Genomic DNA, 7,607 nt, shown 5'->3' on the forward strand with positions numbered 1-7,607 from the left:
GTGACCGGACGCCCGCCCCGCGAAGCCCCCGACGGGCCCCTTCCCGAGGTCAGGGAGGCGTGAGACCGTCGTCACACGGACGAAGGCACCGGACGAAGGAGTCGAGCATGCGCATTGGGGACGTCTTGACGCAGAAGCCCACCGGCGTGCTCACCGTCGAGCCGGAGACTCCGGTACCCAGCCTCCTGACCGCGCTCGCGGCGCGCGGTGTCGGAGCGGCCGTCGTCGTCGACGCCGGGGGGGCGGTGGTCGGGATGGTCTCCGAGCGCGACGTCGTCCGGCACCTGCACCACCGCGGGGCGGCACTCCTGGCCGACACGGTCTCGTCGATCATGAGCGGCCACGTGACGACCTGCAGCGCCGACGACGAGGTCGACGCCCTCGCGGGGATCATGACCGAGCGCCGCATCCGCCACATCCCGGTCGTGGTGGACGGGAAGCTGACAGGGATCGTCAGCATCGGCGACGTGGTGAAGAACCGGCTCGACGAGCTGGAGGCGCACCGCTCGCAGCTCGAGGCCTACATCGCCGGCTGACGCGGGAAGGCCCACCCCTCGACGCCTGCGGCCACCTCGGCAGGCGAGGGCAGACCCTCGACCTCGGCGGCCAGGGCACGGGCCGCGGCGCGTTCCGGCCCCCCGTCGGCGAGCAGGCCCGCCGCGGCGGCCGTCACCGACTCGGCCGCCACGTGCTCCCCGATCAGCTGCACGCCCGCGCCTGCGGTCGTGACCGCCGCGGCGTTGAAGAACTGGTCGGCGCCCTGGGGCAGGAGGAGCTGCGGCACGCCGGCACCGGCACAGCCGAGGGTGGTCCCGCTGCCGCCGTGGTGCACGACCAGCGCCGGCGGGGCGACGCCCTCGATGCCGCCGCGCAGCAGGTCGGCCTGCGGGACGAACGCCTCGACCTGGACGCCCGCGAACTCGACGTCCGCGAGCTCGCCCGCCTCGACCGAGCCCGTCGCGACGAGCACGTCGACGTCGAGCCCGCGCAGGCCGGTCAGGGCGGTGCGCAGCACGTCCGCCTCGCCGAACGCGGTGCCCAGGGTGAGCAGCACCCACGGCCGGCCGGTCAGGTGCCGGACCGTGAACGGCGTCGGCGGGTTCCAGGGAACGGGGCGCAACGGCAGCTCGATCATCCCCGCGAGGTGGGCCCGCGACTCCGGTTCCTGCAGCGACGGCGGGCAGATGTCGAGGTAGGCGTGGCCGGTCGAGTCACCCTCGGCGAGGGGCACCCCGAGCTCCACGGCGACCGCGGCCAGGTGGGCGGGCATCGCCATGCTCATCGGGGAGTGCGGCGACGGGCGGCGCCCGAAGGAGTGCAGGACGCAGGGGACGTCGACGGCTCGGGCCGCCAGCGCGGCACCGGGGTCGCCGACCTCGGCGATCACGAGGTCGGGCCGCTGCTCGCGCAGCCGCGGGATGAGGTCGCCGGCGACGGAGCGCGGCATCATCGCGCCGAAGACCTCCGTCGCGACGTCGCGCATGACGTCCTGGTCGGTGGGCCGCTCCGTGAGACCCCGGTCGATCATCGCCTCGCGGAACGCCTCGAAGACCGGTCGCCCGGCGGCCGCCGTCGGGACCCCGGAGCTCGCGATGGTGGCCTCGGTGTCGGGCCCGGTCGCGAAGGTGACGTCGTGCCCGGCGTCGTGCAGGGCGCGGGCGAGGGGGACGAGCGGGAAGGCGTGGCCGGGCGAGCCGAGGGCGGCGACGAGGATGCGCACGACGGCCCACTGTGCCGAACTCCGCCGGCCGGCGGGCGGCGAGGTCCGCTTCCTCCAGGGTGCCCGGGTCCGGACGCCCGCCCGGGATCACCCCGTGAGGACGCCTTCGGGCGTGCGGACCGGCACCGCGGGGCGGTCGTACGCCGAGCGCGACGCGCAGCGCTCCAGCACGGTGCCCAGACCTCCCCGCGTGGCGACCACGAGCAGCCGGTCACCGACCTTGAGGCGCCGCCGCGGCCGCGGCGGGGTCTCGAGCACCGCGTCGGGCCCGGCGCCGCGGTACACGCCGACCACCCGCACCGCCCCGGCCTCCACGACCGCGCCCACCGGGAGTCCCGCCATGAACGACGCCCGCCCGACGGTCACCTCGGCCATCAGCAGGATCCGGCGCCCGACGGGGATCGTCGCGAGGACCTGGCCGTCGCGCAGGGCCGCGGCGAACACGGGCGCGGCCACGTAGGAGACGCTGCGTGAGATCGCGCCCATGCTGCGCTCGACCCGCCCGGCGAGGTCGTCGTCCCGGAGGCGCAGCACGACCCGCACGGAGCGCTGCACCGACCGCCCGACGAGTGCGGCCTGCAGGTTCGTGGCGTCGTCGCTGGTGACCGCGACCAGGGCGCGGCACTGTTCGGCCCCCGCCTCACGGAGCACCCGCTCGCGGGTCGCGTCGCCCAGGATCACCGGGATGCCCGCTCGGGCGGCGGCCGCGGCCCCGAACGCCTCGTCGCTGCGCTCGACGGCCACCACGGGCACACCGCGCTCGCGCAGCGTGGTCACGATCCGCATCCCGACGTTGCCCAGGCCGACGACGACGACGTGGTCGCGGCGCGGCATCCGCCGTGGCCCGGTCCCCAGGACCCGGCCGCTCACCGCGCTCTCGACGACGACCGCCGTGACCAGCGGGATGATCGCGATGCCGACCACCGTGACGAACCCCTGGATGACGCGCACCGCCAGGCTGGCGCCGGTGTCGGGCTGCGCGGCGCCCGCGGAGTCGAGGACCGCGAGGTAGACGGCGTCGCCGAGGGTGTAGCCGCCCGCGGTCGCGAAGGCCAGCGTGCCCGCGACGAACAACAGGAACAGGGCGAGCGTGGCGCGGGCGAGGCGGCGGGTGAGGGTCCCGCGCAGCCGCACGACGAGGCGTTCCACGGCGTTGCGGACCCGCTCGGTGCGGGGTCGCGAGAGCTGGTCGGTCTCCCGGGCCCGGGACTCGGCGACGGCGAGGACGTAGTCGGCGGTGTCGGGCCCGCCGTCGGGCAGCAGCCGCGGCCCGCCCCGCGCCCCGAGTCCGGAGTTGGCGGCCAGCCCGCACACCACGGCCTCGTCGCGGACCTCGCGGCGTCCGGCGACGACGAACGTGCGGTCCGGGACGCGGACGTGCTGGCGGGTGTTCCGCCCGATGGCCTGGGCGACGAACGACGGCGCCGCGGTCTCCGACACCGACAGCACGGTCGCGGTCGGCAGGATCTGTTCGATGCGCCTGCCGAGCCGGGTGTTGAACAGCCGCACCACGAGCCGCACGTCGGGGTCGATCTCCTGCACGCGCAGCGCCCGGTGGATGTTGGTGACGTCCTCGCGGTCGACGAGCGCGACGGCGGTCGCCCCCCGCACACCCGCGGCCAGGAACGTGCGGTCGTCGTCGGAGCTCCCGCCCTCGAGGACGCGGACACCCGCGTCCTCGATCTGCGGGACGTACCGGCTCGCACGGTCGGCCACCACGACGACGATGTCGACGGCGGCGCTGCCCTGGCGGCGGAGGGCCTCGACGATGCGCAGGGTGAGCAGGTTGTCGCCGCAGATCACGAAGCGCTGGGTACGCCGCCCCGACGGTGTCGCCCCCGCACTCGTCACGAGCGCGCACCCTAACCGCGCGTGACCTCCGACCGGGCCGTTTCGGCGGTGATCGACGCCGCGTCGCCCACGCGCGTGCGCGGCACGGCGATCTCGGTGTCGGCCTCCCGTCCCCGGAGCCGCTGGGTCCCCACCACCGTCCAGTGCCCGGCCTCGGTCCCGGTCGCCAGACCCAGCGCGGCACCGGAGGCGGCGACCCGCTCCGGGGTCGCCTTGGCGACGTCGCACAGCCGCGCCGCCTCGTTCACCGGGTCGCCGATCACGGTGTACTCGTAGCGGCGGGTGTCGCCGATGTAGCCCGCGACGGCCTCGCCCGCGGACACCCCGATGCCCGCCCGGATCGCGACGTTCTCGGCGTCGAGGCGATCGGCCAGGGCGCGGGCGGCGGCGAGCGCGGCGGAGGCCGGGTCGTCGTGGTCGGTGGGTGCGCCGAAGACGGCGAGCGCCGCGTCACCCTCGAACTTGTTGATCCACCCGCCGTGGGTCTCGACGACGTCCACGACCTCGGCGAAGAAGCGGTTGAGGCGCGCCATGACCTCGGTCGGCGGGCGGGTGGCGGCCATGCGGGTGGAGCCGACCAGGTCGACGAAGAGCACGGCCACCTCGCGGACGGATCCGCCCTCGCCGTCGAACACGCCGTCGCCCGCCACGGCGGCCGCCGCGACCTCCTCGCCGACCTGCCTGCCGAACAGCTCGCGCACCCGGTCCCGTTCCCGCAGGCCGGAGACCATCGTGTTGAACCCGGACTGCAGCAGCCCCAGTTCGGTGGTGTCGGAGACCTCGACGGTGACGTCGAGGTCGCCGTTCTCGACCCGGCGCAGCGCCCGACGGACCGCGAGCACCGACGCGGCGAGCGAGGTGGAGGTCAGCGCGGTGGCGACGAAACCGGCCACCAGAGCGATCAGCGAGAGCACGAGGGTGACGACCCCGAGCCGGGTGACGGTGAAGTAGTCCGCGTAGACCAGCGACGTCCCCGCCGCGATCACGACCCCGAGCAGCGGGACCCCGGTGCCCATCACCCAGGTGCCGAGCGAGCGCACCGCGACGCCGGGCATGCCGCTTCCGCTCGGCGGCTCGAGGACGAACACCCGGGCGACCTCGCGGCGCAGGACCAGCTCGGTCATCCGGTACGCGACGGTGACCGTGGTGACGCCCCCGAGCGCGATCATGCCCGCGACCGCGACCGCCAGGAAGGCCGACCACCGCGCGTCGACCGCCGCGAACAGCAGCACGCCGATGACCCACGGCACGGCCTGGACCACCGCGAGGCGCAGCGGGGCGCGCAGCACCACCCGCCGGGCGCGCCGGCGATGGCGGTCCCGGTCGGCCGCGGTCGCCCCGGGGCCGGGTGGGTCGGGGATCCGCATCCAGGTCCAGCCGAACGCGAACCCGACCAGCGCCCCGAGCGGCGCGTACACCGCGAGCAGGACCAGGTTGACCCGCAGCGCCTCGGCCTCGTCGGCGACGAGCGCCCGGAACGGCAGCACCCATCCGGCCAGGCCCACGAGGATCCCGGCCCCGACCACGTTGGCGACCAGGATCAGCGCCCCGACGACCGTCTTCGTCCGGAACGCCACGTCCCCGGGCGCCTCCGCCTCACCGGCCGCGCGCGACGCCGGGCCCGCGGTCGGGCCCGCGGACCCGGTCGCGTTCCTCGACGTGCCGTCCGTCACGGCTCCCGACGGTAGCCATCGGGTCCGACCTCGGGTGGGTGGTGTGGCCGAGCCGTCAGCCCGCCGAGCCGGGCGTCCCCGGTGTCGACGGCGGCGCGGGGGCCACCTGCGGGGTGGACGGCGCGTCGGAACCGGTGGAGTGGACCGCGCCCTGACGGGGCAGTCCGCGCTCCTGGCGACGCATGTTCGCCTCACGCAGCTTCTTCGCGGGCAGCGAGAGCCGCCAGATCGACCGGGTGGCCTGCCAGAACTGCCGCGGGAACGGGCCCGTGGTGTAGGGCAGCTCGTACTTCTCGCACAGGGCCCGCACCCGCACGGCGATCTCCGGGTAGCGGTTCGAGCACAGGTCCGGGTACAGGTGGTGCTCGATCTGGTACCCCAGCGAGCCGGACATGACGTGCATCAGCCGGTTGCCGGTGAAGTTCGCGGAGCCGAGCAGCTGACGCAGGTACCACTCGCCCTGGGTCTCGTTCTCCAGCTCCTCCTCGGTGAACACCTCGGCGCCGTCGGGGAAGTGTCCGCAGAAGATGATCGCGTACGACCAGATGTTGCGGATGACGTTGGCCGTGAAGTTCGCCGTCGCCGTCGGGACGAAGTTCGGGCCGGTCAGCGCCGGGAACAGGACGTAGTCCTTGCCGATCTGGCGCGCCTGCTTGCGCCCGATGGCGACGAGCTTGCGCTTGAACTCCTCGGGGTCCTCGAGCTGCATCTTGCGCAGCCCCTCGATGTCGAGGTCGTGCAGGCTCACGCCGTACTCGAAGGCCAGCATGAGCAGCGTGTTCACCACGGGCTGCGTCAGGTAGTACGGGTGCCACGGCTGGTCGGACCGGACCCGGAGGATCTCGTACCCGACGTCCTTGTCCTTGCCGATCACGTTCGTATAGGTGTGGTGCAGGTAGTTGTGCGAGTGCTTCCACTGGTCGGCGGGGCAGACGTTGTCCCACTCCCACGTCGACGAGTGGATCTCCGGATCGTTCATCCAGTCCCACTCGCCGTGCATGACGTTGTGGCCGATCTCCATGTTCTCGAGGATCTTGGCCACGCCGAGCGTGAGGGCACCGGCCCACCAGAGCTCACGCCGGTTGCTGCCGAACATCATCACGCGGGCGGCGACGTTGAGGCGCCGTTGCACGGTGATGATCCGGCGGATGTAGGCGGCGTCGGAGTCGCCCCGCGACTCCTCGATGTCCGACCGGATCTGGTCGAACTCCCGGCCCAGCGCCTCGACGTCCTCCTGGCTGAGGTGGGCGAATTCCTTCACGTCCCTGATGGCCACGGCGACTCCCCTCGTTGCTTCCGGTCGGTTCAGGCGTCGACGACGCAGTCGCCCGCCGCCGCCGTGATGCATGTCTGGATCTTGACGGCGTCCCAGCTCTGGCCGCCGGTGCCGTCGGCCCGGTGCTCGGTGCCGTCGCGCAGGTCGCGCACGACGCCCGAGCGCAGCGGCACCACGCAGGTGTGGCAGATGCCCATGCGGCAGCCGAACGGGAGCTGGAGACCGGCCTGCTCGCCGCCCTCCAGCAACGTCGTCGCCCCGTCGATCTCGACCTCGGCGTCGGACTGCGAGAACCGGACGGTGCCGCCCTCGGCCTCGCCGCCCGCGAGGTTGGCCGAGAAGCGCTCGACGTGGAGCTGGTCCTCGACGCCCGCGTCCTTCCAGACCTCCTCGGCGTCGTCGAGCATCGCGTTCGGTCCGCAGACCCACGCCTCCCGCTCGCGCCAGTCGGGGCAGACGTCCGCGATCTCGCGCAGATCGAGGTGGCCGTCCTCGGAGGTGTGGCGCCGCACGACGATGATCGAGCTGTACCGGTCGTCGAGGTCGGCCAGCTCGTCGGAGAACAGGAAGTGCTCGGGGTCGGGCGCGGAGTGCATGACGACGACGTCGGGCATCGTCCGGCGCCGGTCGAGCGTGCGGAGCATCGCCATGATGGGCGTGATGCCGCTGCCCGCGGTGAGGAAGAGGATCTTCTTCGGCGGTGGCTCGGGGAGGACGAAATCCCCCTGTGGCGGAGCGAGCCGGACGATCGTGCCGGGCGCGACGCCGCGCACGAGGTGCTGGGAGAGGAACCCCTCCGGCTGCGCCTTGATGGTGACCGAGAGGTGCCCGGCGTCTCGCCTGGGCGGCGAGGTCAGCGAATAGGAGCGCCAGTGGAAGCGCCCGTCGACCTGCACGGCGATCCCGACGTACTGCCCGGCCTGGTGGTCGAAGGACCAGCCCCAGCCGGGCTTGATGACGATCGTGGCGGCATCCCCGGTCTCGGGGATGACCTCGACGACTTTGCCGCGTACCTCCCGCGCGGTCCACAGTGGGTTGATCAACTTGAGGTAGTCGTCGGGCAGCAGCGGCGTCGTGATCCGCGAAG

6 protein-coding genes are annotated in these 7,607 nt (G+C 73.6%); 1 reads left to right on the forward strand and 5 read right to left on the reverse strand.

Annotated features, from left to right (window positions below; translation table 11 throughout):
- Window positions 1-107 precede the first annotated feature (107 nt).
- Window positions 108-536 (forward strand): CBS domain-containing protein, encoded by a 429-nt coding sequence (locus VGI02_RS05950; protein WP_331626356.1) that lies wholly within the window; start codon window positions 108-110, stop codon window positions 534-536.
- Here the strand turns inward: VGI02_RS05950 and VGI02_RS05955 are convergent.
- From VGI02_RS05955 to VGI02_RS05975, 5 genes are all read right to left on the reverse strand, one after another.
- On the reverse strand, window positions 521-1,720 hold the full coding sequence (locus VGI02_RS05955; protein WP_331626357.1) for a glycosyltransferase: 1,200 nt from the start codon (window positions 1,718-1,720) through the stop codon (window positions 521-523). The genes VGI02_RS05950 and VGI02_RS05955 overlap by 16 nt on opposite strands.
- Window positions 1,721-1,807: 87 nt before the next feature.
- Entirely contained in the window at window positions 1,808-3,571 is a 1,764-nt protein-coding gene (locus VGI02_RS05960; protein WP_331626358.1) for a potassium channel family protein, read from the reverse strand.
- 11 nt (window positions 3,572-3,582) lie between these two features.
- Window positions 3,583-5,244, reverse strand: coding sequence for an adenylate/guanylate cyclase domain-containing protein (locus tag VGI02_RS05965; RefSeq protein ID WP_331626359.1), 1,662 nt, complete (start codon window positions 5,242-5,244; stop codon window positions 3,583-3,585).
- Window positions 5,245-5,299: 55 nt separating this feature from the next.
- Window positions 5,300-6,520: a fatty acid desaturase family protein gene (locus VGI02_RS05970; RefSeq protein WP_331626360.1), complete on the reverse strand. Its 1,221-nt coding sequence runs from the start codon at window positions 6,518-6,520 to the stop codon at window positions 5,300-5,302.
- 29 nt (window positions 6,521-6,549) lie between these two features.
- Window positions 6,550-7,607 (reverse strand): ferredoxin reductase (locus VGI02_RS05975; protein WP_331626361.1); only part of this gene is annotated, 1,058 nt, incomplete at its 5' end.

It is taken from the genome of Actinomycetospora sp. (assembly GCF_036497245.1).
In the GTDB taxonomy this organism is placed as follows: Bacteria; Actinomycetota; Actinomycetes; order Mycobacteriales; family Pseudonocardiaceae; genus Actinomycetospora.